General features: G+C 70.3%; 21 protein-coding genes. 7 read left to right on the top strand and 14 right to left on the bottom strand.

The genetic code is table 11. The features are described from left to right. Nucleotides 1-10 precede the first annotated feature (10 nt). The 8 genes from ASF68_RS18715 to kdpF form a co-directional block, all read right to left on the bottom strand. The gene (locus ASF68_RS18715; RefSeq protein WP_157579871.1) at nt 11-160 is read right to left on the bottom strand and encodes a hypothetical protein; all 150 of its coding nucleotides are present in this window, start codon (nt 158-160) and stop codon (nt 11-13) included. Continuing rightward, on the bottom strand, nt 150-602 hold the full coding sequence (locus ASF68_RS08720; RefSeq protein ID WP_056009346.1) for an SRPBCC family protein: 453 nt from the start codon (nt 600-602) through the stop codon (nt 150-152). Before ASF68_RS08720 ends, ASF68_RS18715 begins: the two co-directional genes overlap by 11 nt. 143 nt (nt 603-745) lie before the next feature. Beyond that, nucleotides 746-1,432, bottom strand: coding sequence for a response regulator (locus ASF68_RS08715; protein WP_056009344.1), 687 nt, complete (start codon nt 1,430-1,432; stop codon nt 746-748). Further along, a complete protein-coding gene (locus ASF68_RS08710; protein ID WP_056009342.1) occupies nt 1,429-3,924 on the bottom strand; it encodes a DUF4118 domain-containing protein in 2,496 nt (831 codons plus the stop codon). The genes ASF68_RS08715 and ASF68_RS08710 overlap by 4 nt, the downstream gene beginning before the upstream one ends. Nucleotides 3,925-4,002: 78 nt before the next feature. After that, entirely contained in the window at nt 4,003-4,611 is a 609-nt protein-coding gene (kdpC, locus tag ASF68_RS08705) for a potassium-transporting ATPase subunit KdpC (protein WP_056009340.1), read from the bottom strand. Between the two features lie 55 nt (nt 4,612-4,666). Continuing rightward, entirely contained in the window at nt 4,667-6,832 is a 2,166-nt protein-coding gene (gene kdpB, locus ASF68_RS08700) for a potassium-transporting ATPase subunit KdpB (RefSeq protein WP_082498547.1), read from the bottom strand. Nucleotides 6,833-6,927: 95 nt separating this feature from the next. After that, nucleotides 6,928-8,601 carry a potassium-transporting ATPase subunit KdpA gene (gene kdpA, locus ASF68_RS08695; protein WP_056009338.1) on the bottom strand — a complete coding sequence of 558 codons (1,674 nt, stop codon included), beginning with the start codon at nt 8,599-8,601 and terminating at the stop codon, nt 6,928-6,930. Next, the gene (gene kdpF, locus ASF68_RS08690; RefSeq protein WP_056009336.1) at nt 8,601-8,690 is read right to left on the bottom strand and encodes a K(+)-transporting ATPase subunit F; all 90 of its coding nucleotides are present in this window, start codon (nt 8,688-8,690) and stop codon (nt 8,601-8,603) included. Before kdpF ends, kdpA begins: the two co-directional genes overlap by 1 nt. Nucleotides 8,691-9,037: 347 nt before the next feature. Here kdpF and ASF68_RS08685 point away from each other — a divergent pair, with 347 nt between their 5' ends. Then, nucleotides 9,038-9,535 carry a hypothetical protein gene (locus tag ASF68_RS08685; protein WP_056009334.1) on the top strand — a complete coding sequence of 166 codons (498 nt, stop codon included), beginning with the start codon at nt 9,038-9,040 and terminating at the stop codon, nt 9,533-9,535. An 83-nt stretch (nt 9,536-9,618) separates the two neighbouring features. Here the strand turns inward: ASF68_RS08685 and ASF68_RS08680 are convergent, their stop codons facing one another. Then, nucleotides 9,619-10,527, bottom strand: a complete 909-nt coding sequence (locus ASF68_RS08680; RefSeq protein WP_056009332.1) for a hypothetical protein — start codon at nt 10,525-10,527, stop codon at nt 9,619-9,621. Continuing rightward, nucleotides 10,524-10,916 (bottom strand): carboxymuconolactone decarboxylase family protein, encoded by a 393-nt coding sequence (locus tag ASF68_RS08675; RefSeq protein WP_056009331.1) that lies wholly within the window; start codon nt 10,914-10,916, stop codon nt 10,524-10,526. Before ASF68_RS08675 ends, ASF68_RS08680 begins: the two co-directional genes overlap by 4 nt. A gap of 53 nt (nt 10,917-10,969) precedes the next feature. On the opposite strand from ASF68_RS08675, the gene ASF68_RS08670 reads away from it, so the two are divergent. From ASF68_RS08670 to ASF68_RS19050, 3 genes are all read left to right on the top strand, one after another. After that, nucleotides 10,970-11,536 carry an ABATE domain-containing protein gene (locus tag ASF68_RS08670; RefSeq protein WP_056009329.1) on the top strand — a complete coding sequence of 189 codons (567 nt, stop codon included), beginning with the start codon at nt 10,970-10,972 and terminating at the stop codon, nt 11,534-11,536. Nucleotides 11,537-11,606: 70 nt separating this feature from the next. Further along, entirely contained in the window at nt 11,607-12,785 is a 1,179-nt protein-coding gene (locus ASF68_RS08665; RefSeq protein WP_157580267.1) for a hypothetical protein, read from the top strand. A gap of 54 nt (nt 12,786-12,839) precedes the next feature. Next, a complete protein-coding gene (locus ASF68_RS19050; protein ID WP_200936401.1) occupies nt 12,840-13,706 on the top strand; it encodes an AraC family transcriptional regulator in 867 nt (288 codons plus the stop codon). Nucleotides 13,707-13,739: 33 nt separating this feature from the next. On the opposite strand, the gene ASF68_RS08655 is transcribed toward ASF68_RS19050, so the two are convergent. Beyond that, the gene (locus tag ASF68_RS08655; protein WP_056009325.1) at nt 13,740-14,951 is read right to left on the bottom strand and encodes an MFS transporter; all 1,212 of its coding nucleotides are present in this window, start codon (nt 14,949-14,951) and stop codon (nt 13,740-13,742) included. Nucleotides 14,952-15,109: 158 nt separating this feature from the next. On the opposite strand from ASF68_RS08655, the gene ASF68_RS08650 reads away from it, so the two are divergent. Further along, a complete protein-coding gene (locus ASF68_RS08650) occupies nt 15,110-15,757 on the top strand; it encodes a TetR/AcrR family transcriptional regulator (protein WP_056009323.1) in 648 nt (215 codons plus the stop codon). 61 nt (nt 15,758-15,818) lie between these two features. Further along, nucleotides 15,819-18,695 (top strand): MMPL family transporter, encoded by a 2,877-nt coding sequence (locus ASF68_RS08645; RefSeq protein WP_082498546.1) that lies wholly within the window; start codon nt 15,819-15,821, stop codon nt 18,693-18,695. A 33-nt stretch (nt 18,696-18,728) separates the two neighbouring features. Here ASF68_RS08645 and ASF68_RS08640 read toward each other — a convergent pair whose 3' ends face one another. The 3 genes from ASF68_RS08640 to ASF68_RS08630 form a co-directional block, all read right to left on the bottom strand. After that, the gene (locus tag ASF68_RS08640) at nt 18,729-19,979 is read right to left on the bottom strand and encodes a type II toxin-antitoxin system HipA family toxin (protein ID WP_056009321.1); all 1,251 of its coding nucleotides are present in this window, start codon (nt 19,977-19,979) and stop codon (nt 18,729-18,731) included. Continuing rightward, nucleotides 19,976-20,296 (bottom strand): helix-turn-helix domain-containing protein, encoded by a 321-nt coding sequence (locus ASF68_RS08635; RefSeq protein WP_056009319.1) that lies wholly within the window; start codon nt 20,294-20,296, stop codon nt 19,976-19,978. Before ASF68_RS08635 ends, ASF68_RS08640 begins: the two co-directional genes overlap by 4 nt. A gap of 99 nt (nt 20,297-20,395) precedes the next feature. Next, nucleotides 20,396-21,043, bottom strand: a complete 648-nt coding sequence (locus tag ASF68_RS08630) for a pyridoxal 5'-phosphate synthase (protein WP_056009317.1) — start codon at nt 21,041-21,043, stop codon at nt 20,396-20,398. A gap of 144 nt (nt 21,044-21,187) precedes the next feature. Here ASF68_RS08630 and ASF68_RS08625 point away from each other — a divergent pair, with 144 nt between their 5' ends. Then, nucleotides 21,188-22,036, top strand: a complete 849-nt coding sequence (locus ASF68_RS08625; RefSeq protein WP_056009316.1) for an alpha/beta fold hydrolase — start codon at nt 21,188-21,190, stop codon at nt 22,034-22,036. Nucleotides 22,037-22,072: the final 36 nt, after the last annotated feature.

Raw genomic sequence — 22,072 nt, 5'->3', positions numbered from 1 at the left:
TGGTGCCTGACTAGCCCGAAGGGTTCTCGACCGGGTCGCCCTCGGCGTCGGTCCCCGTCTCGGGGTCGACCTCCTCGGGCTTCGGCACGTCGTGCTTCGCGGCGTCCTTCACGTCGTCGTGCGTGTGCGGGGGACCGGGGCGGGGGCCGTCACTCGACATCGCCACGCCATCCCTGTCCGGTCTGACCCTCGGTCTCGACGAGCTGCTTGAAGTTGCCGAGGTCCTTCTTGATCGCGTGGTTGTCCACACCGAGCGCCGAACCGAGGTGCTCGAGGAGGCCCTTGGGCTCCCAGTCGAGCTGCACGGTGACTCGGGTCTTCGCGTCCTCGAGACGGTGGAACGTGACGACGCCGGCGTGATCGACCTCGCCACCGGTGCTCGTCCAAGCGACGCGCTCGTCCGGGTGCTGCTCGGTGATCTCCGCCTCGAAGACGCGGGTCTGACCGGCGACCTTGACGGTCCACTCGGTGAGGACGTCGGTGACCTGGGTGATGGACTCGACCTCGTCGAGGAACTTGGGGAAGTCCTCGAAGCGGGTCCACTGGTTGTAGGCGACGGAGACGGGAACGTCGACGTCGATGGTTTCGATGACCTGCGTCATGGGAGCCATCCTCTCTGCTTCTGCGGTACCTGCGTGTGTCTCGTCCGGAAAGCCCGAACGCGATTGCGACGGTACGCGTGCAAGCTGCGATTCCGGGGGCGTAGCCGGAGACGCGGCAACCTGTTACCCTGCCCGGCCTCGGCTCACAACTGGAAGCGGTACCCCATGCCGGCCTCCGTGAGCAGGTGACGTGGTGCACCGGGCTCCGGCTCGAGCTTCTTCCGCAGCTGGGCGATGTACAGGCGGAGGTAGCCGGTGTCGGTCACGTGCGTCGGCCCCCAGATCTCCGTGAGCAGCATCTGCCGGGTGACGAGTTTGCCGGCGTTCCGGAGGAGGAGTTCGAGCACCTGCCACTCCGTCGGCGTCAGGCGGACGGTGACCGGTGCGGCGCCGGGGACCTGTCTCGTGACCTGCTTCGCGGCGAGGTCGACCACGATGTCGTCGAACTGCACGGTCGGTTCCGCCTCGGCCCCCGGCACCCGGCGGGTGAGCGCACGGATCCGCGCCAGCAGTTCGTCGATGGCGAACGGCTTCGTCACGTAGTCGTCGGCCCCGGCGTCGAGCGCCTCGACCTTGTCCGTCGAACCGGCCCGCCCGGACACGACGAGGATGGGCGCGTCGGTCCACCCGCGCAACCCCTCGATCACCTGCTTTCCGTCGAGTCCCGGCATGCCGAGGTCGAGCAGGTAGAGGTCGGGGCGGTGCTCCGTCGCGGCGTTGAGTGCGGCGGTGCCGTCCTCAGCGGTGATGATCTCGTAGCCGCGCGCGGTGAGCGTGATGCGGAGGGCGCGGAGGATCTGCGGGTCGTCGTCGGCGATCAGGATCTTCATCGGGCTGCTGGCTCCTCGGTCGGCACGGCCGGCAGCGACACCACCATGGTGAGACCTCCGCCCGGGGTGTCCTCGGGTTCGAGTGTGCCACCCATCCCCTCCACGAAGCCCTTCGAGAGGGCGAGGCCCAAGCCGAGGCCGGTGAGGTTGTCGGTGTCGCCGAGCCGCTGGAAGGGGACGAACACGTCCTCACGTCGGTCGGGCGCGATCCCCGGGCCGTGATCGACGATGCGGATCTCCACGGCGCCGCGGAACGCGCTCGTCGCGATCCGGACGGGGGTGTCGTCAGGGCTGAAGCGCTGCGCGTTCGTCAGGAGGTTCACGATGACGCGCTGCAGGAGGCCGGCGTCGGCGAGGACGGGCGGGAGGTCGGGCGCGAGGTCGAGCTCGGCGTCCTGCGGCCCGATGCCGAGCTCGTCGAAGGCCGGCAGGATCGCATCCTCGACGTCGATCGGGGCGACCGTCACCGCGAGGACGCCGGCCTGGAGACGACTGACGTCGAGCAGGTTCGTGACGAGGGCCGCCAACGTGCGCAGGCTGTCGTCGGCGGTCTCGAGGAGGTCCTGGCGGTCCGTCGTGGTCAGCTCGACGTCGGTCGCGCGCAGGCCGGTCACCGCGGCCGTGGCGGCGGCGAGCGGGCGGCGGAGGTCGTGACTGACCGCGGAGAGCAGCGCGCTCCGCACCCGGTCGGTCGCGGCGAGTGGACCGACCTCCTGGGCGGTGGCGCGCAGGTCGGTGTGCTCGAGCGAGGCGTCGAGCTGCGCAGCGATGACGGCGAGCAGGCGGCGATCGGAGGCCGCGAGCACGCCGCCGTGCAGCTCGAGCACCGCACGGGTGCCGATCGGGATGCTCGTGAACTCACCGCCGCGGGTCGGTTCGCCGTCGACCGCGAGGACCTGCTCGCCCGCCACGAGCCGGACCCCCGCCAGCGAGAACGACTCGCGGGTCCGACTGACGAGCGCCTGTAGGGCGCCCTCGCCGCGGAGCACGCTGCCCGCGACGGTCGCGAGCAGTTCGGACTCCGCCGCCGCGCGTCTCGACACCCGGGCGCGTCGCGCGGAGAGGTCGACCACACCGCTCACGATCACCGCGATGACCACGTAGAGCACGAGCGCGACGAGGTGCGCCGGGTCGTCGATGGTGACGGTGTACAGCGGTTGGACGAAGACGAAGTCGAGTGTGACGCCCGAGAGGACGGCCGCGAACACCGCCGGCCAGAAGCCGCCGACGAGGGCGACGAGCACGACGAGCAGCTGGTACGAGAGCACCTCGCTCGTGATCGACTCCTCGGTCCGGGCGAGGTGGAGGAGCCAGGTGACGAGCGGCCCGCCGATCAGCGCGAGGGCGAAGCCGGCGATGTGGCGCCGCGCACTCAGCGCACCGCCGAGCTTCGGCAGCCGGAACCGCCCACCGGCCGCCTCGTGGTTGACGATGTGGACGTCGATGTTGCCGGATTCGCGGATGACCGTGTTCCCGATGCCGGGGCCGGTCACGGCGGCCGACAGGCGACTGCGCCGGCTGACACCGATGACGAGCTGCGTCGCGTTCGCCGCCTTCGCGAAGTCCACGAGCGCGCGCGGCACGTCGTCGCCGACGACCTGGTGGAAGGTGCCGCCGAGGGTGTCGACGAGCGCCCGCTGCTGCGCGAGCGCGCCGGGGTTCGCGGTGCGGAGGCCGTCCTGCGTCGTCACGTGCACCGCGATGAGCTCCCCGCCGGAGGAGCGGGCGGCGATCCGGGCGCCCCGACGGAGCAGGGTCTCGCCCTCGGGTCCGCCGGTGAGGGCCACGACGACCCGCTCGCGCGCCTCCCAGGTGCTGTCGATACCGTGCTCGGCGCGGTAGTCGCGGAGGGCGGAGTCGACCTCGTCGGCCAGCCACAGCAGGGCCAGCTCACGGAGGGCGGTGAGGTTGCCGAGGCGGAAGTAGTTGGACAGGGCGGCGTCGATCCGCTCGGCCGGGTAGACGCGGCCGCCGGCGAGCCGGTCGCGGAGCGCCTGTGGAGCGAGGTCGATGAGCTCGATCTGGTCTGCGGCCCGGAGCACGGCGTCGGGGATGGTCTCCCGCTGCGGTGCCCCGGTGATCTGCCGCACGACGTCGTTGAGCGACTCGATGTGCTGGATGTTCACCGTCGACAGCACCGGGATGCCGGCGGCGAGCAGGGCCTCGACGTCCTGCCAGCGCTTGTCGTTCGTGGAGCCGGGGGCGTTCGTGTGGGCGAGTTCGTCGACGAGGGCGAGCCCGGGGCGGCGCTCGAGGACGGCCTCGAGGTCCATCTCGTCGAGCGTCACACCCCGATGCTCGACGCCCCGGCGCGGCAGCGTCTCGAGGCCCTCCGTCAGTGCGGCCGTCGCGGCCCGACCATGGGTCTCGACGACCGCGACCACCACGTCGACGCCCTCCGCGGCGAGGCGGTGGCCCTCCTCGAGCATGGCGTAGGTCTTGCCGACCCCGGGGGCCGCGCCGAGGAGCACCCGGAGTCGTCCGCGCTGCATGGTGTTCAGTTCTCCTGGAGCATGGCGTAGGTCTTGCCGACCCCGGGGGCCGCGCTGTGTCGTCCGCGCTGCATGGTGTTATCCGTCCAGTCCTGCCACGGCGAGGTTGAGCTGCAGGACGTTGACCGTGGACTCCCCAAGGTAGCCGAGGTCGGGACCCTGCGTCAGACGCTCGACGAGGGCCCGGACCTCGCCCTCGTCGAGGCCGCGCTCGGCGGCGACACGGGGCACCTGCAGCAGCGCGTACGCCGGGCTGATGTGCGGGTCGAGGCCGGACGCGGAGGCCGTCAGCGCGTCGGCGGGGACGCTCGCCGGATCGACGTCTTCGAAGGAGGCGATGGCCGCCCGGCGCTCCTCGATCGAGGCGACGAGGTCGGTGTTCTCCGGCCCGAGGTTGCTGCCGCTCGACGCGCCGCCGTCGTAGCCGTCGCCCGCTGCGGACGGACGCGACTGGAACCACTGCGGCAGCGGCTTGCCGTCGGCGTCGGTGAACGACTGCCCGATGAGCGCCGAGCCGACCGTCTTCCCACCCTCCGAGACGGGCGAGCCGTTCGCCTGCCACGACATCGTCGCCTGTCCGATCCCGGTGACGATGAGGGGGTAGCCGACGCCGAGGACGACGGTGAGGGCGAGCATGGCCCTGATGGCGACCCAGTACTGGGCGATGCCGCTGCGGGATGCACTCATGATGTTCTGTCTGCTTTCGTGTGCTGGGGTACTGGGGCGAGGGGACGGGGTCCGGCTAGAAGCCGGGGATGAGCGTCACGACGAGGTCGATGAGCTTGATGCCGATGAACGGCGCGATCACACCGCCGAGCCCGTAGATCAACAGGTTCCGGCTGAGGACCTTCGAGGCGCTGAGCGGTCGGTACTTCACGCCGCGGAGGGCGAGCGGGATCAGGATCACGATGATGATCGCGTTGAAGATGATCGCCGAGAGGATCGCCGACGCCGGGGAGTGCAGCTGCATGATGTTCAGCAGGGCGAGCCCCGGGAACACCCCGGCGAACATGGCCGGGATGATCGCGAAGTACTTGGCGACGTCGTTCGCGATGGAGAACGTCGTGAGGGCACCTCGCGTGATGAGCAGTTGCTTGCCGATCCGCACGATGTCGATGAGCTTCGTGGGGTCGGAGTCGAGGTCGACCATGTTGCCGGCCTCCTTCGCGGCGGAGGTGCCCGTGTTCATCGCCACGCCCACGTCGGCCTGGGCGAGCGCCGGAGCGTCGTTCGTGCCGTCACCGGTCATCGCGACGAGGTTGCCGCCCTCCTGCTCCTTGCGGATGAGTTCGAGCTTCTGCTCGGGCGTCGCCTCGGCGAGGAAGTCGTCGACGCCGGCCTCCGCGGCGATCGCCTTCGCCGTGAGCGGGTTGTCGCCCGTGATCATGACGGTGCGGATGCCCATCGCACGCAGCTCGGCGAAGCGTTCCGCGATGCCGGCCTTGACGACGTCCTTCAACCGGACGACACCGAGGACCCGGGCGGTGCCGGTGGTGTCGGTCTGCGCCACCACGAGCGGGGTGCCACCGCCGGCGGACACCGCTTCGACGTGCTCCTGGAGCTCGGCGCGGATCGCCTCGTCGAGCGGGGTCGACTCCTGCACCCAGGCGAGCACGGCCGAGCCGGCGCCCTTGCGGATCTGCGCGCCGTCCGGCTGGTCGAGGCCGCTCATGCGGGTCTGCGCGGTGAAGGGGACGATCTCGCCGGCGACGGATCCGCCGAGGTGGACACCCCGCTCGGCGGCGAGGTCGACGATCGACTTGCCCTCGGGCGTCGGGTCGCTGAGCGAGGACCGGGCGGCGGCCTGCGCGAGCTCGTCCGGCGTGACACCGCGGAGGGCGATGAACTCGACCGCCTGGCGGTTGCCGTAGGTGATGGTGCCCGTCTTGTCGAGCAGCAGGGTCGTGACGTCGCCGGCCGCTTCGACGGCACGGCCCGACATCGCGAGTACGTTCCGCTGCACGAGCCGGTCCATGCCGGCGATGCCGATCGCGGAGAGGAGGGCACCGATGGTCGTCGGGATGAGGCAGACGAGGAGGGCGATGAGGACCGGGACGCTGACGGGGGCCGCCGCGTAGGAGGCGATCGGGTTGAGCGTGAGCGCGACGATCACGAAGACGATCGACAGGCTGGCGAGCAGGATGTTGAGCGCGATCTCGTTCGGCGTCTTCTGCCGCGCCGCGCCCTCGACGAGGCCGATCATGCGGTCGACGAAGGTCTCGCCGGGCTTCGAGGTGATGCGGACGACGATGCGGTCGGACAGCACCCGGGTGCCGCCGGTGACGGCGCTGCGGTCGCCGCCGGACTCGCGGACGACCGGGGCCGACTCGCCCGTGATGGCCGACTCGTCGACCGAGGCGATGCCCCAGACGATGTCGCCGTCACCCGGGACGAGTTCGCCGGCGGTCACGACGACGACGTCGCCGAGGGTGAGGTCCGCCGAGGAGACCTGGCCGGTGGCCGTGTGCTCGGCGGACGGATCCGCCGAGGCGTCGTAGGCGGTGACCTGGTTCGCCATGGTCGAGGTGCGCGTCTTGCGGAGGCTGTCGGCCTGGGCCTTGCCGCGGCCCTCGGCCACGGATTCGGCGAGGTTCGCGAAGACGACGGTGAGCCACAGCCAGATCGCGATGCCCCAGGTGAACGACGCCGGCACGGCCGAGCCGCCGGACTCCTGCGCCCCACCGAGGAACGGTTCGGCGATCGCGAGGACGGTCGTCAGTGCGGCCCCGACCTCGACGATGAACATGACCGGGTTCTTGACCATGAGTCGCGGGTCGAGTTTGCGGAAGGCGCCGGGGGTCGCGGCGAGCAGCTGTGCCGGACCGAACGCGGCCTTCGCGGGCTCGTGGTGGTGGTCCTGTTCCTGCTCGGGTTCCGCCGGGGCGGGAAGCGTGTGCGTGGTGGACATGGTTTATGACAGCCCTTCCGCCAGGGGACCCAGCGCGAGTACGGGGAAGTAGGTGGATGCGGTGATGACCACGGGGTGTGCGTGGTGGACGTGGCTCATGACAGCCCTTCCGCCAGGGGACCCAGCGCGAGGACGGGGAAGTAGGTGAGTGCGGTGATGACCACGGCGACACCGGTGAGGAGGCCGACGAACTGCGGCCGGTTGGTCGGGAGCGTTCCGGCGGTCGACGGCACCCGGTCCTGCGCGGCCAGCGAACCGGCGAGCGCGAGGACGAGCACGATCGGGACGAAGCGGCCGAGGAGCATGGCGACACCGAGGGCCGTGTTGAACCACGGGGTGTTCGCCGTGAGGCCGGCGAACGCGGAACCGTTGTTGTTCGCGGCGGAGGTGAAGGCGTAGAGCACCTCGGAGAGGCCGTGGAGGCCCGGGTTCCAGATCGACGTCGTCTCCACGTCCGAGCGGACGCCGGGGATGGCGAAGCTCAGTGCCGTACCGGCGAGGACGAGCGTCGGCGTCACGAGGATGTACAGGCTCGCGAGCTTGATCTCCCGCGGGCCGATCTTCTTGCCGAGGTACTCCGGGGTGCGGCCGACGAGCAGCCCACCGATGAACACGGCGATGACGGCGAGCACGAGCATGCCGTACAGGCCTGAGCCGACGCCGCCGGGGGCGATCTCGCCGAGCATCATGTTGATCATCGGCATCATGCCGCCGAGTGCCGTGTAGGAGTCGTGCATCGAGTTGACGGCACCGGTGGAGGTGAGCGTCGAGGTCGAACCGAACAGCGTCGAGGCGAAGACCCCGAAGCGCTGCTCCTTGCCCTCCATCGCGCCGCCGGCCGCCATCGGTGCCGCTCCGAGGCCACGGGCTTCGAGCGCCGTGAGGATCGAGAACGACGCGAGGAAGATGACGCCCATGACCGCGAGGATCGTGTAGCCCTGCTTGTGGTCGCCGACCATGCGGCCGAAGGTGCGCGGCAGGGAGAACGGGATCGCGAGCATGAGGATGTTCTGCACGAGGCTCGTCCATGCGGTCGGGTTCTCGAAGGGGTGCGCGGAGTTCGCGTTGAAGAACCCGCCGCCGTTCGTGCCGAGGAGCTTGATGGCCTCCTGCGAGGCGACCGGTCCGCCGGGGATGGTCTGCGTCGCACCCGTGATGGTGCTGACGTCGGTGAAGCCGTTGAGGTTCTGGATGGTGCCGCCCGCGATGAGCACGACCGCCATGACGACGGAGAGCGGCAGCAGGACACGGAGGGTGCCGCGGGTGAGGTCGACCCAGAAGTTGCCGATGGTGCCGCTGCGCCGACTCGCGAAGCCGCGGACGAGGGCGATGGCGACCGCGATGCCGACGGCGGCGGAGACGAAGTTCTGCACCGCGAGGCCCGTGAGCTGCACGGTGTAGCCCATCGTGACCTCGGGGGAGTACGACTGCCAGTTCGTGTTCGTGACGAAGGATACGGCCGTGTTGAACGACAGGCCCTCGGGGACGGCGGGGAGGCCGAGCGCGAACGGCAGGACGGCCTGCGCACGCTGGAGGGCGTAGACGAGGAGGACACCGACGAGCGAGAAGGCGAGCACCCCGCGCAGGTAGGCCTGCCAGGTCTGCTCGGAGCGGGCGTCGACACCGATCACACGGTAGAAGCCCCGCTCGACGGCGAAGTCCTTGCCGGAGGTGTACACCCGCGCGAGGTACTCACCGAGCGGACGGTAGAGCAGGAAGAGGACCAGGACGAGGGTCGAGACCTGGAGGATCGCGAAGAGGGTCTGCATCAGAACCTCTCGGGTTTCACGAGCGCGTACACGAGGTACACGACGGCGGCGACGGCCAAGACGGCGGCGAGGAGTTCGAAGACGATCACAGTCTCTCCACTCCCCGGGCGACGAGGCCGACCACAGCGAACACGGCGATGATGCCGAGCACGTAGACGAGGTCGAGCAAGAGGACTCCAGTGTGTGAATGGTGCGTGGTGCTGATGCGTCCCGTTCGGGACAGCTCAGAGCCAACACCCGTCAGCAGCCCGGATCGGCGGTCCTCACGGTTTCCATACGCCTTCCGCGTCGATCCTCACGACCTCCGTACGGTGCGTGGTGTCCACAGCCGCAACGACGCCAAGCTCAACGTCGCGTCTCTGCGCGCTAGACTGGAGTCATCATGATCAGCCCGTTGCCGAAAGGCGCGGGCTGATTTTCTGTTCGGGGGAGGTCCATGGTCGAGTACGCCAAAGACTGGTTGTCCGTTGAGCAGCAGGTCGCCCGACTCGAGTACCACGGCCTCGAGGTTTCGGATCCCGATCATGCCGCCCGAGTCGTGGAATCGATCGGGTACTACCGTCTGACCGGCTTCCTGTACCCGTTCCGGTTGTCCGAAGCGTATGTCGACGAGCATGGCCGCACCCGGGTCCGCATCCTCAGCGGATACCGGCCGGGCACACGTCTCTCGCACGCCGAAGCGATCATCGACTTCGACCGTCGACTGATCGAGATGCTCGATCATCTGCGCGACTCCGAGCATCCGAAACAGGTGTACGGCACCTACAATGCGCTGGCCGTGATCGCCTACCTGCTGGCATCGATCGATCCGGATACCGATTGGCCGGTGAGGGTAGCAGCACTGTTCCGCGGCTTCCCAACGTCCGAAGCTCTTACGATCGAGTCCCTGGGCGCGCCGACACACTGGGACACCCTCGATCTCTGGCGGGCATGAGCTCCTCGGAGATCTCAGGCAGCGTGGCTTGCTCGGCGGCCCGCACCGTGTCCAGTCGCCTGCTGCCTCAGTCCTGACAGTTCCTAGGGCGTCGAATCCCCCAGCTCGAACGCCCAGGCGCGGGCGGGGTTGTCGCGGGTGATCGTCGACACCGCTTCCTCGCCTACGGTGCGCGCCAGCAGGGGTGCGACCGTCGTCAGGAGGGCGGCCGGACCGACGTCCCGCGGTCGTGCTCGGGAGGCCGCACTGGTCGTGTCGGCGCCGAGGAGCAGGGTGCGCAGGTGTCCGTCGTCGATGAGGGCCTCGAGGATCCGCGCCAACCGGTTCGGCTCCATCGGGTGGCCGGGCGACGGTGTGTCGATGCACACCCACGCGCCGGAGCGCGCGGCGTCGAGGATCTGCTCGACGTGGGGGTTCCGGCCGAGATGCCCGAGGACGATGGATCGCGGGTCCACCTCGTCGGCGTCCAGCGCCGCCAGGACGAGGCCGGCCGCCGCGCCCTGCTCGAGGTGCACCGCGATCGGCGCTCCGGTGGCGTGATGCGCCACTGCGGCGGCCCGCAACGCGTCCCGCTCGTCCTCGGCGAGGCGGTCGGGGCCGACACCGATCTTGACCAGTCCGCACCCGTGCCGGGCGATGTCGTCGATGAACGCCGCTGCGAGCTCGTCGGCCGAGGGTGTAGGTGCTGCAGCGCCCTCGGGGTAGACGCGCCGCAGATGCCGGCCGGTCGCCGCCACGAGGTGGACGCCCGTCGACGCACTGATCCGTCGCAGTGCCGGGAGCCCGCGGCCGAGACCTCGAGGCGTCCACTGCACGAGGCTCCCGCCGCCCGCCGCGGCGAACCGCTCGACCGTCGCCAGGGCGTCCGGCTCGTCGACCAGGTCCTGACCGGCCAGGACCGGTGTCCGCAGGAAGAGGTGGTCGTGCGAGTCGACCGCGCCCGCCGTCGCCGGATCGATGTCACCGAGCACCGTGCGGATCACCCGGGTCATCGGGCGTCGGCATCCCCGGCGGTCGCCGCATCGGGCAGCAGCCGCAGGGCCGCCATCACCCGGGGCAGCCCCACGTACGGCACGAGGTGGACGAGCGACTCCGCGAGCTCCGTGCGGGTCATCCCGATCCGGAGCGAGGTCGTGAGATGACCGCTGAGTTGTGGGTCCACGCCGCCGAGCGCGGTCAGCGCACCGATGATGAGCAGCTGTCGGTCGCGCGGCGTCAGACCCTCGCGTTGGTACGTCCCGCCGAACACGGCACCGACGATCCACTCGTCGAAGCCCGGCGCCGCCGCATCCACCGTCGCGCGCCAGGCCGCGGTCGTCGTCTCGTCCTGCAGCTCCGCCAATCGTTCGCGGCCTGCCGCCACATCGAACACCTCGTGCATCGTCTCTCCTTCGATCGTCCCGACTGTAACGGTTGACACGTTACACTCGAACCATGACGACCGAGACCGACTTCCGCTTCGACGGCGGAGCCACCTGGCTGAACCTGCTCGCCACCCGGGGGCAGAGCTTCGGAACGCGACCGATCGAGCGCATCGGAACGCCGGAAGCCGGACGACGCTGGCTCGGGCTCGTCGGGTTCCCGCCGCAGGACGAGCTGAGCGATGCGGACCTCGCCGGACTGGTGCGGTTGCGGGAAGCGCTCCGCGAACTGGCGATGGCGGCGGTCGCCGGACGGGAGCCGGCGGCCGAGGCGGCGCAGGAGGTCCGTGCGATCGCCACGATCCCGGCTAAGCCGGCCTGGCGCGACCAGGTCGCCGGCATGCCGTTCGACACGGCGCTCGCCGCGATCGCCGTCCAAGCGCTCGTCACCCTGCAAGGACCGGACCGACAGCTCCTGCACCAGTGTGCCGAGGTCGACTGCCGGTGGGTGTTCCTCGACACCTCCGGTCGGCGCCACTGGTGTCCGTCGCCGGCCTGCGCCAGTCGGGGCCGGGTCCGCGCCCACCGCGCACGACAGGGGTCCATGGCTCGGCCCGAGGCCGATCCCGCGCCTCACTGACGAGCATCGACCGGGTCCGGCTGCAATACGCTTGGAGGTCGAGGGTGACGGGGGAACAGTGTCGGTGTCGGTGACGGAGTCGATGGACCTGCGGTGGCTGACGGCACCCGAGCACGAGGTCGCCTCCGCGATCGCGGAGGAGCGCCGCTCGGCCAGGTCCAAGGGAGTACCCACCGGGCGCCGAGTGGTCTTCCACCTCTACTTCAGCCTCGTCCTCTGGTATCTCGCGATCGCCCTCGTCTCGGTCGGTGTCAGCGTCGACGAGTACCACGACAGTCGCGTCGAAGCCGACGACGTCATCGGCCTGGTCGTCGCCGCGCTCATCCTCGTGGGGCTGCTCGTCGGCGCCTGGTTCCTCCTGCGCTGGTCGCAACGGCCACCGTCGCCGAAAGCACGCCTGGCCGAGTGGCGGCGACACCTGACCGCGGCGGAGAACGGCTTCACCGAGGAGCCGAAGTCTCGGGCGATGTTCTCCTCGCTCATCACCACGACCGGCAAATACCACAACGCGTTCGTCTCCACTCCCGGGCCGCAGTTCCTGTCGGACCCCCGGTTCGTCCGCGACGAGGTCGAGTTCGGCAACCTCCTCGACGAGGTGAAGCGTTCGGGGGACTGGCACTACCTCGTGGTCCGGCTGCCGGCACCGCTGCCGCACCTCCTCCTCGACGCGACGAGGAACGACACCGTCCGCAGCGACCTGCCACCCGGCCTCGACCGCGGTGGTCTGATCTCGCTCGAGGGCGACTTCGACCGCTGGTTCCGGGTGTACGCGCCATCCGGCTACGGGGTCGACGCCCGGTACGTCCTGACGCCGGACGTGATGTCGTCGCTCATCAGCACCGCCGCGTACTACAACGTCGAGATCCTCGACGACCGGGTCGTGTTCTTCAGCAAGCCCGCCGCCGACTTCGCCTACCCGGCACCGTGGATCGCCGTCGACGCCATCCTCACCGACCTCGTCCCGCGGCTCGTCCGGAAGGCCGAACGGTACCGCGACGAACGCGTGGTGGGGCAGGACGCCGAGAGCGTCCTCGATGCCGCACGGAAGGCCATGGAGGCCGAGCAGCAGTGGACGAAGGGGCGGACGGTCGTCTCCGAGGACGGCCGACGACTCCGGGTCCGCGCGCGCTTCCACGCGCTGTGGGGTGTCGTCGGTGCGGCGACGTGGCTCATCACCCGCACCCTGCTGTACTTCATCCCCGCGGCGTTCGCCTTCGCCGGGTTCATGTCCGTCGTCGACGGCCGCTGAGGCGGAATCGGCCGCCCTCGGAACATCGCCGGGCGTGATCGCGTTCGCCCAGGTGTGACCCTCACGCTGCCGGCTGTCGCCGAGTCCGCACCAGACACCCTCGATCGCGCGCTCGCGAGCCTCGAGTGGACGATCGACGGCACCTACCGCGACCGCCTCGCGACCGGTTCCCGGCTCGACCGGGGGCACCCGGCCTCCGGCTTCCTGTACGTGTCGAGCGGACGTATCCGGCTCACCACCCCGGAGGGCGCCCTCGACCTCGACGCCGGCGACCTCGTGTTCTTCCCCCGGGCGCACACGACCGTCCTCCGCGCGCTCGGCGAGGCGGAGGTCCTGGAGGTCGGTCTCGAACCGTCGCGGCAGCGGCAGGCGGTCGCCGACACCCTGCCCGAGACGCTGACCGTTCGGGATTTCGCCGGTCAGGAGCGGTCCATGGTCGCGCTCATCGAGGGCATGGGATGCCCCGGCCCGAGCGGCCGCGCACGCCCCGGCGACGCCGTCATCTGCAGCCGGATCGCGACCACGATCGTCTCCGCCGCCCTCCGGTCCTGGAACGAGGCCGGCTGCGCGCCGGAGCGCTGGCTGCAGCGCATCGGCGACCCGCACATCGCCGCGGTGCTCGATGCCCTGCACGCCGAACCCGGGCGGCCGTGGACGTTCGAGAGCCTCGCCCGCATCGCGATGATGTCGCGCTCCGCGTTCGCCGAGCGGTTCCGACAGGTCGTCGGCCACACCCCGCGCGCCTACCTCACGACGGTCCGGATGGAGACCGCGAAGGGGCTCATCATCACGGGCGGGGCGACGGTCGCCGAGCTGGCCGGCGAGCTCGGCTACGCCTCGGAGGACGGCTTCGCACGGGCCTTCCAGCGCTACACGGGCCTGACGCCCGCCCGCTGGCGAGCCGAGGCCGCCGCCGCGTAGGCGTGCGGTCTCGGCCTCGGCGTCGGTGCTGCCTCAGCGCGCGGTGCGCGCCGAGCCGAAGATGACCCCACCGACGATCGCGGAGACCGCGGCGACGATGAGCGCCGGCACGATGCCGACCGCGTCGACGAGGATGCCGCCGACACCGGCGCCGACCGTGATCGCGAGCTGGAACCCGGCGACCACGAGCCCGCCGCCTGACTCCATGCGGTCGGGGACGAGCCGTCCCATCCAGGTGCTCAACGTCGTGAGCCACGCGCCGAAGCCCATGCCCCAGGTGGTGATGGCGATGGTCACGACCAACGGCTGCCCCGGGAACAGGGTCACGAGCGCGATCGAGACACCGATGAACGCGGGGACCACATAGCGGAGCGCCGCCAGGTGGCGGTCGACGAGCAGGCCGATGACGAAGTTGCCGACCACGCCGCCGAGGCCGAACGCGGCGAGCAGCACGGCGACACCGGCGGCGTCGAGATCGGGCACCCGCTCGATCGCGAGCCGGATGTAGGTGAACGCGATGAAGTGTCCGAGCACGGTGAGGATGTGACCCGTCAAGCCCATGCGGATGCCCGGGACCCGGAGGGTGTCGACGAGCGACCGCAGCCCGCCGCTCGACGGTGCCGGCGCGACGGGCGGGAGGACGAGCCGCAGCGCGACGGCGACGACGGCGGTGATCACCGCGACGGCCGCGAAGATGAGCCGCCAGTCCATGATCGACCCGAGGTAGGTGCCCACGGGGACGCCGGCGACGGTCGCGACGGTGGTGCCCGTGTTCACGAGCATGATCGCGCGACCGAGGTGCTTCGGGGCCGAGAGGCGGGCGGCGATCGCGATCGACATGGCCCAGAACGCCCCGAGTGCCGCACCGAGGAGCAGGCGGGCGATGAGCAGCATGACGAAGTCGGCGGAGATCGCGACGAGTGCGCTGGAGACCGCGGCGCCGACGGCGAGCAGGACGAGCAGCAGGCGGCGGTCGAGGCTGGGGACGAGGATGCCGATGGTCGGTGCCGTCAGGAACCCGACGAAGGCCGTCGCGGTGACGGCCTGGCCGGCCTGCCCCTCGGAGATGCCGAGCGACGCGGCCATGGACGGCAGGAGGCTCGGCGGGAGGAACTCGGCGAGCACGAGCACGAAGCTCGTCGCCATCATCACGGCGACGGACGCCCAGGCGGTGCGGTCGCGCGGGGTGCCGGCGACGGGGATGGAGCCGGTGCGCGGTGAATCGAGGGTGTCGGGGGTGCTCATGCTCCCAGTCTGGCGGGGGCTGACGACGCCCGCCCGACGCTGCGTCCGCAGGGTCCGACCGTTCGTCCGCAGACGCTCCGGTGTCGCGTTGCTGGCAACTCGGTGAACCCCACGTCAAGAAGTTGCACTCCGTGCATCGGTGCACGTAGTGTACCCACGTGTCCACCACCGCCCCCGCCGAGGATCGACGCGCCGCCCTGCGTGCGCGCCACCATCGCGCGATCCTCGACGCCGCCCGCGTCATGATCGCGGAGCAGGGGATCGCGGGCTTCAACGTCGACGTCATCGCCGAGCGCGCCGACGTCTCGCGGCGGACGGTGTTCAACCACTTCTCCTCCGTCGACGACCTCGTCACGACCTCCTGCACCGAGGAGCTGGCGGTCGTGATCGAGAGCTTCCGCGCCGCCGTCAACGCGCGCCCGGCCGGCCCGGGGTCGCGGGCCTCGATGTTCGAAGATGTCGCCGCGGCCCTCCGCACGACGGACATCCCCCGCGTCATCGCCTTCCTCTGGAACGCGCTCGGCGGCTTCGCGCCGGAGGACTCGCGGCCGCAGCAGCTCTTCCAGGCCACCTTCTCCCGCACCACCCAGGAGCTCGCCCACGAACTGGCCGAGCGCAACACCGACGTCGACGAACTCGAGGCCGGCTTCCTCGTGTCCTCCCTCATGCACGGTGTCGAAGTGCTCGCGCACCACTGGATCGCGAGCACCGGCGCCACCACGGACGATGATGCCCGTGCACTCTGGACCACCCTGCTGGAACGGCTCATCGCGAGCGTCCGCACGGGCTACGGCTCCACGCACTGATCCCATCCCCTCCGTCCCCGCACACGTCACCAGCACCACCTCCCGAAGAATCGAGACTCCCTTGGCTGAACTGCTGTATCGCCTCGGACGCTTCTCCGCGCGCCGCGCGTGGGCCGTCCTCATCTCCTGGATCGTGATCCTCGGCATCTCGGTCGGCGCGTTCCTCGCGTTCGGCGGGACGCTGTCGAGTGCCGTGACCATCCCCGGCACGCCGACGGCGAAGGTCACCGACCAGCTCGAGGAGTCGTTCCCGAGCGCCTCCGGCGGCACCGGCGCGATGGTCTTCCACACCAAGGACGGCGACGCCTTCACGGACTCGCAGAAGACCGCCATCGGCGAGTTGCTCGACGAGACCGCCGACCTCACGGGCGTCGACTCCACAGTCAACCCCTTCGAGACCCAGGAGACGATCGCCGACCAGGCGAAGCAGATCTCCGACGGCAAGGCGCAGGTCGACGCCGGTCGCACGCAACTGACCGACGGACAGGCGCAGCTCGACGCCGGCCAGCAGCAGCTGACCGCCGCGCAGACCCAGCTGAGCGCCGCGCTCGCCCAGGCACAGCAGGCGGCCGGCGGCACGCTCCCCGCCGCGGCACAGGCCCAGTTCGACACCCAGCAGGCGGCGATCACCCAGCAGCAGGCCGCGCTCGACGCTCAGCAGACCACGATCACCGACAACCTCGCGACCATCGACGAGCAGAGCACGAAGCTCGAACTCTCCTCGCAGCTGCTCGACCTCTCCTCCGGCATCCGCACCGTGTCGACCGACGACACCACCGCGGTCGCGAACGTCGTCTTCGAGCAGCGTCAGCAGGAGGTCACGCCCGAGACGAAGCAGTCGGTCATCGACCAGGTCTCCGACGACGTCCCCTCGGGCGTCGAGGTCGAGTTCTCCAACGAGCTCGCCCAGAGCCTCCCGCAGCTGTTCGGTGTCGGTGAGGCCATCGGGCTCATCATCGCCGCGATCACCCTCCTCGTCATGCTCGGCACCGTCATCGCCGCATCGCTCCCGCTCGTCTCGGCGATCGTCGGTGTCGGCGTGGGTGTCACCGCCTCGCTCGCGATGTCGGGCGTCGTCGACATGCTCTCGATCACCCCGGTGCTCGGGGTCATGCTCGGCCTCGCCGTCGGGATCGACTACTCGCTGTTCATCCTCAACCGCCACCGGAAGCAGCTGCTCGACGGCGTCGACCTCCACGAGTCCATCGGCCTCGCGAACGGCACCTCGGGCAACGCGGTCGTGTTCGCCGGCTCCACGGTGCTCGTCGCGCTCCTCGCACTGAACGTCACCGGGATCCCCTTCCTCGGCATGATGGGCACCGTCGGCGCGATCTGCGTGGCCGTCGCCATCCTCCTCGCCGTCACCCTCACGCCGGCGCTGCTGTCGCTGCTCGGCCTGCGGATCCTCAGCCGCAAGGCCCGCGCCTCCATCGGCACCCCGCGCCCCGACGCCGTCCCCACCAAGCCGATGGGCACGATCCGTGCGATCGGTACCCTCGTGGCCGGGCTCGTCGTCCTCGGCGTCGTCGCCCTGCCGGCCCTCGACATGCGGCTCGGCCTGCCCGACGGTAGCTCCGAGGCCGTCGACTCGACGCAGTACAAGTCCTACACGCTCATCGAGGACAAGTTCGGTGCCGGCGTCAACGGCCCGCTGCTCGTCGTCGCGACCCTCCCGGACGCCGCGACCGACGACGAGGTGCTCGAGGAGCAGGTGCGCATCGGCCAGAAGATCGCCGACGTGCAGGACGTCAAGGCCGTCGCGCCGGTCGGCGCCTCGGACGACAACTCCGTCCTCGCGTTCCAGGTGATCCCCGCGGAGGGCCCGAACGCGGTCTCCACGGAGCAGCTCGTCCGCGACCTCCGCGATCTGTCGCCCCTGTCCGGCGACGTCGACCTCGGTGTGGCCGGCAGCGCGAGCGGCAACATCGACGTCTCGAAGCAGCTGTCCGACGCCCTGCCGCTCTACCTCGCGCTCGTGGTCGGGCTGTCGCTCATCATCATGATCCTGGTGTTCCGCTCGATCCTCGTGCCCGTCACCGCGACGCTCGGCTTCATGCTGTCGCTCGCCGCGACCTTCGGCGGCATCACGGCGATCTTCCAGTGGGGTTGGCTCGGCCCGGTGTTCGGCGTCCACGACCCGGGGCCCATCCTGAGCTTCCTGCCGACGATCCTGATCGGCATCCTGTTCGGCCTCGCGATGGACTACCAGCTGTTCCTCGTGTCGGGCATGCGTGAGGCGTACGCCCACGGTGCTCCGGCCCGACTCGCGGTGCGTCGCGGTCTCCACGCCGGTCGCACGGTGGTCGTGGCCGCCGCGATCATCATGATCTCCGTCTTCGGCGGGTTCATCTTCTCCCACTCGGCGATGATCCGGTCGATCGGCTTCGGCCTCGCGTTCGGTGTGCTCGTCGACGCGTTCGTCGTCCGCATGCTGCTCATCCCCGCGATCATGCACCTTCTCGGGACGAGCGCCTGGTGGATCCCGAAGTGGCTCGACCGCATCCTGCCGAACGTCGACGTGGAGGGCGCCGCGCTCGAACGCAGCCACCCCCACAACACCGGTTCGATCGCGACGGCACCGCAGCAGGACACCCCGCGGAGCGCGGTCGACGGCGCGGAGACGGCGGCCCTCGGTGCCGGCGTGACCGCGGCGACCGCCGCCCACGTGGCCTCGCCCTCGAGCGAGCTGACCCGCCGTGAGGCGGCTGCGGCCGCCGACCGGACGCACCCGGCGCACGTGCTCACGACGGACCCCGACCCGGGCGAGCAGCAGGTCTCCCGGGTGGAGCCCGGCCTCGACGTCATCGTGCACCCGGCTTCGGCGGGCGTGCAGCGGGTCGCCGTCGGTGCCTACGTGATCGCGGTCGACGCCGACAACGGGACGGCCGTCGTCGAGCCGCCCGCCGGTGGTGTCGTCATCGTCCGGGCACCGAGGTAGCGTCTCGCCAGGCTCGGTGACCGGTGTCTCCGGTCACCGAGCCTGTATCTCCAACGCGCGACGCCGGTTGTCGCCGTCGAACGCACGCTCGGCGACGACCGCGGCCTCAGGCGAGATGCCGTAACCGATCGCGACCGTCCGCCAGTCCATCGTGCGCTCCGCTGTGTCGCGGATGATCGAAGCGGCGGCCGTCGCCGAGAGGCGGAACGCGTCGTGCACCGCGCAGAGTTCGCGGATGTCACGACCGTATCGTTCGCCTCCTTCGGTGATGGGAGTGGCTTCCACCCGGTCGGGGCGCTTGTTCGGTTCCAGGTCGAAGACGGGTGACAGCTTCCAGCCGGTGTGTTGCCGGAGGAATCCGTGGTTCCGGAAATGGTCGTCCACGTTGCCGATGAGCAGGCTGAGCGCGACTCGTCGGAACAGTTCGGCGAGATCCACTCGCGGGGTCGGACTGGCGAACGCGACTGCCTCGGCCAGGTGGACGTACGACAGGGGCTGGTTCTCCGGTTTCGTCGTGAGCGAGTGAGCACTGAGATACCCGATGCGCTGCTCGCCGATGCGGTCGAACCGTTTGGTGAGCAGGATCGACCGGCCCTCGGCGATCCGTTCCAGCTCGAAGTCCGGTGTCTCGACACCCGCCTGACGCGCGAGTGCGAGAGCGGTCGCCTCCCAGGCCATCGGGTCGGAGTATTCGGTGTCGCGAGCGAACTTCGCCATCCAGAGTGCGTCGTGATGACGGACGACCGCCTTCGGTCGCGCTCCTCCGGCACTGGTCCCTGCCTCGATCAGCACCGCGAGCTCATCGTCGGACTCGGTGCCCGTCTCGAATGCCCGTGCTGCTGCGAGGATCCGGGGCAGGTCGTGGACCTGGGCCACGGGATGGGTGCGTCGCCCGAGGAACGAGCCTTCCACCGCGAAACGTAAGGCGCCCTGACGGGTCTCGTCGTTCACATGCAGCAGGTAGTCCAGACCGCTTCGCGCCTGCGTTCCGGCGCGGATGATCCGACGCCCCCAGCTGTCCGGCATGGCGTCGCCGAGTGCGCCGAGCGCTTCGCGGCCGGACCATGCGCGGAGCGGACCAGCACTTCGGGGCATGTCGGGCGACAGGTCGTAGCCGCGTGGATCGAGGAGGAACGAGTCCGCGTATCGGAAGACGATGCCCGGCGCGGCCGACCCCGGGAGCCCGTCGGTCGCCACCCGGCCGACCGGGACTTCGACTCCGTCTGGCAGGACGATGCTCACGTTCGCCTCGACCAGGTGGTCGGGCGCCAGGTCGACGGTCATCGTTGATCGTCTGCGGGCGTCGGTGCAGGTATCCGGACGCGCTCGACGCCAGCTCGAGCGAAGTTCCGCGAGCCGAAATCGCTCGCCAGAGGATCTGATGCGTCGATGACCTGGGACAGGATCCCGACGGCTCGGAGTGCTGCGAACAGGTTCTCGGAGGAGGTCGACCGTCCGTTCTCGATGGCGCGCAGCGTGTCCCGCGAGATGCCGGCGCGCTCAGCGACGATGTCCGCCGTCAGGCCGACGATCTTGCGCCAGGCTCGGACGTTCGATCCGAGACGGACCATCTCGCGGCTCAGACCCGGACCGGCGGCCATGATGGCACCTTCTCGATAATGGCGATCATCTTCGTCATTATACGCGTTAATGGCGGAAATTCTCTCCATACGGGGAGGCGGCCGGTGGTCGCCTCCCCGTTACGGCTGCAGGCGGTCGACGATCCAGCCGCCGTCGGCCGCGAGGTAGCGGAGTCGCCGGTGCATGCGGTCGCGACTGGCGTGCCAGAACTCGACCATGTCGGGGACGAGCCGGTAGCCGACCCAGGTGGCCGGCCGCGGCACGTCGTCACCCGAACGCTCGAGCAGCTCGTTCGCGCGGGCGATGAGCGCGTCGAGCGTCTCCTCCGGGCCCTCGGCGAACGGCGTCGACTGGTGCGCGACCGCTGTGGCGGCCCGGGACTTCGGCGAGCGGTCGGCGAACAGTGCGTCCGACTCCTCGTCGCTCAACCGCTCGACCCGGCCCTCGAAGCGGAGCTGCTGCATCGTCTCGCGCCAGTACACCTGCAGGGCTGCGCTCGGGTTCTCCGTCAACTGACCGCCCTTGCGGCTCTCGGTCGAGGTGCCGAACACCAGGCCGCGACCGTCGATCGTCTTCACGTCCACGGTCCGGGCGCTGACGACGCCGACGGCGGTGGCGGTGGCGAGGGTCATCGAGCGGGGCTCGCTCACCTCGCGCTCCACGGCTGCGGCCAACCACGCCTGGGCGAGCGGCATCGGCTCGGTCGGCGGGGTCTCGAACTCGGGCAGGTGCAGGGAGTCGTCTCCGGAGAGGGGTTCAGCGCTCATGGCGCGAGCCTACCCGCGGAGGCCGTGGCCCGGAGCCTTGGGTGCCCGGCACAGTCCCCGCCCGAAGCGTGGTGCACCGACACATGGTGTGTGCTCCGGCTGCGGGTTAGCCTCGGAACCGATCACGAGGAGAGTGGGCACCACATGCCGTACACCGACACCGACGACGTCTCGATCCACTACGAGGTCGAGGGCGACCACGCCGACCCGGTGATCGTGCTCATCGCCGGTGGCGGCGCGCAGATGATCGCGTGGCGCCCCGAACTCCGCGCGATGCTCGTGGACGAGGGGTTCCGGGTGGTGTGGTTCGACAACCGCGACGTCGGCTTCTCCCAGCGCTTCGGCGGCGAGCACGACGTCGACGGCGGCTACTCGCTCGGCGACATGGGTGACGACGTCCTCCGCGTGCTCGACCACCTGGGGGTCGCAGCGGCCCACCTCGTCGGCCACTCGATGGGCGGGATGATGGCGCAGATGGTCGCCCTCGAGCACCCCGAGCGCGTGCTGAGCCTCGGCCTGCTGTCGACGATCCCCGGCCAGGACCCGCGCTACATCCTGCACGGCGAGCGGCCGGAGCTGCTCGTCGAGCCCGTGCGGACCAGCCGCGAGGAGTCCGTCGCCGTCATGGCCGAGCTGGCCGCGCCCGTCCCCGGCGCCCGGTACCAGCCGGACACCGCATGGGAAGTGTGGGCGACGGGTGAGGCGTACGACCGCGGCTACGCGCCCGAGGGCTACAGCCGGCAGTGGGCGGCCCTCCGCCGCGCGCCCGAGAGACTCGACCGGTTGCGCGAGGTCACCGTGCCCACCCTCGTACTCCACGGACGCGAGGACGACGTGCTGCACTGGAGCTCGGCCGTGGACATCGCCGAGGCCATGCCGGCGGCCGAACTCCACGTCCTGCCCGACATGGGGCACCTCATCCCCGCGGAGCTGTGGCCGACGCTCGTCGCCGGCATCGTCCGGGTGGCGCGGCACGCGGAGCAGCTGCGCTGAGGGTGACGTGGTCCCTGAGCTGCGCTGCTGGGAAGC

The sequence above is a fragment of the Plantibacter sp. Leaf314 genome (assembly GCF_001423185.1).
Classification (GTDB): domain Bacteria; phylum Actinomycetota; class Actinomycetes; order Actinomycetales; family Microbacteriaceae; genus Plantibacter.
Note: the sequence above shows the minus strand (reverse complement) of the source record. Positions and strands in the feature narration are given on the sequence as shown.